This is a genomic window from Brucella sp. 22210, from assembly GCF_052045675.1.
Classification (GTDB): domain Bacteria; phylum Pseudomonadota; class Alphaproteobacteria; order Rhizobiales; family Rhizobiaceae; genus Brucella.
The window spans coordinates 1-2,270 of record NZ_JBQEPD010000114.1; the positions used below are offsets into that span (position 1 = coordinate 1).

Below are 2,270 nucleotides of genomic sequence, written 5' to 3' on the forward strand. Positions count from 1 at the left end.
GCCACCCGTATAGCTGTTCTCACCCGTCACGATCAACGTGCCGGTGCCTTTCTTGACCAGTCCACCATTGCCAACGAGACTATTCGAAAGTGTCACCGTATGAGCTTGTGTATCGAAAACGGAATGAGCGCCCTCAAGCGTGTATGTACGCGTCAGTGTCTGATCGGCGCCAAACTGTATGCCACCACCCGCCAAGGTCACCGTTGAGGTGTCATTGCCGAAGCTCGCTTCCTGCGAGATCGCCACTAGTCCTTCTTCTACGCGCCAGGGCAACGCGCTCGTCGACACACCTGTCAGTGTGAGTGTACCGGCCCCCGTCTTTGCTACCTTCGCAAAACCATCATAAATGCCAATGCCGACATCCACAGCCAGATCCTGTGCACCACCAAAGACCAGTTTTGCATCCGTAATACCATCCGCGACATGGACCTTACCCTGAATATCAGAGCCAGCACGCAATTCCAGCGTCGCATTCGCACCAACGATCTCAATTGCACCAGTATGCGTCGAGGCATCAGAGTTGTAGGATAGGCCTGCTCTTACAGTCCCGGCATTCACAACATAGGCATCGTGGCCCAGTCGTATACCTGCGCCTGCGTTCCCGGATCTGGACGCATCGCCAGCATTTTGACCGCCATCGCCACCAGTGACAGTGCCAAAGTTTTCAAAACGCGAGCCAATACCGACAACCGCGACCCCGTCTCCGCCGCCGCCACCATTAAAACCTCCACCGCCACCATTACCTGCTATGATTGAGGCGCCTCGAGCATTTACCAGCTCACCATTTAGCATTACGCCAGCCCCACCGCCGCCGCCACCGCCAGAGCTACCCCCATTGCCACCGAGAATAAGTAATCCCTCATGCGTTGCAGCCCTGGTGCCCGTCGCCAGGAATAACCCTGCGCCTCCACCGCCACTACTTCCAGCGCTTGTTACTCTTCCATCAATGATGCTGGTGGCGCCGTGTCCTCCGTCACCGCCCTTAATTGTGGTATCTTGTGGCAATATTGTGAGTGCACCAACTGCGCCGCCTCCTCCTGCACTACCTTCTACGCCATCCTGATAAGTCGCATTCTTCCCATTCGCTCCAAACGCATCGCCCCCATCACCACCATACATACCCCCTTTACCAAAACGAACGCCATCATAGCCGCCGCCGCCGCCGCTACCTGCAGAATAAGTTCCATTCGAAGCACCACTCTCCCCATTAATGCCGCCATCACCGCCACGCCCGCCAGCCAGGTTTACGCCGCTCCAGTTACGACCGCCGCCGCCGCCGCCGCCGCCATTAAAACTCTTCCCTCCGCCCGAGCCACCGCCACCATTGCCGTTTCCTGTTCCTCGTAGATCCTCAGCATTGGCCTGATAGCTACTAGAGAGTAATATTGGCGCTGTCATTGTTGCGCTTATCATGGCTAAAAGTGTTACACTCAACAATCTTTCTGCACATTTCAACGCCGACGATGTCTTTAAGACTTCCCTATGAACACTTATTTCGTTAATCTTGCTAATTTTTTTACGGCTGGCGCAAATATTTCTGTAATCCATCATATGTTTCTTCAATAAGTTCACGTACCAATAAATTATTTAAGTTTTTGAATAGCGAAGCCAAAAATGACTTCTCTAAAAGGCGAAGCTCTATCTGCCAGTCCGTCTACTTCCTGTATTAATAATGTGTTATTTACTTCCAGCTAAAGCATCAGGCTATCAATTACCAAACCTTCTGCAGGGCGCACAGATGCGCTGCAGGCAAGCGACATCATCGGTTGGGACCGTGCATGGTCGTGGTTTGGAGCAAAACGCCATAAAGACCAGGGATGGGCGATACATCCAGGCTGTATACACCAACATCCGCTCACCTTAGTGCAATAGACACGAGGAAAATTAGATAATCATTATAAATCCTTTTCATGACCATCGCCGTCATCTTTGCACCTAAGCCAAGCCTTTGATTCTCGATATCCCAATTGTTTGCGAGTTCGCACACAGGGTGACAGTTTGAATGCCGAGGCGCGTATGGAAAAACCGGACATTCAGGTTTCTCTGGAGGAGAGGGAGCATCTTGGTGAGGCATACGGTATCTCATCCTGATCGTCACGCTATAAAAGCCTGGATCAATCAAGGGTAAAGTCTGATACGTTATATTGCAGACTTCCGTCCCGGTGGAGAAGCTAGGCTGTGCACTCATAAATAGGCTAGCTATTTGAATGTATTAGTGATTCAAAGGCCTAGGATTTGGAGGTCTTTGATGTCACGTCACCGCTATGAAC

Annotated in this window: 1 protein-coding gene; it reads right to left on the reverse strand. The window is 51.8% G+C overall.

Annotated elements, in window-relative coordinates; genetic code table 11:
* The coding region (locus tag ACTJKP_RS26745) for an autotransporter-associated beta strand repeat-containing protein (protein ID WP_440632815.1) at positions 1-1,551 on the reverse strand (1,551 nt) is incomplete at its 3' end.
* Positions 1,552-2,270: the final 719 nt, after the last annotated feature.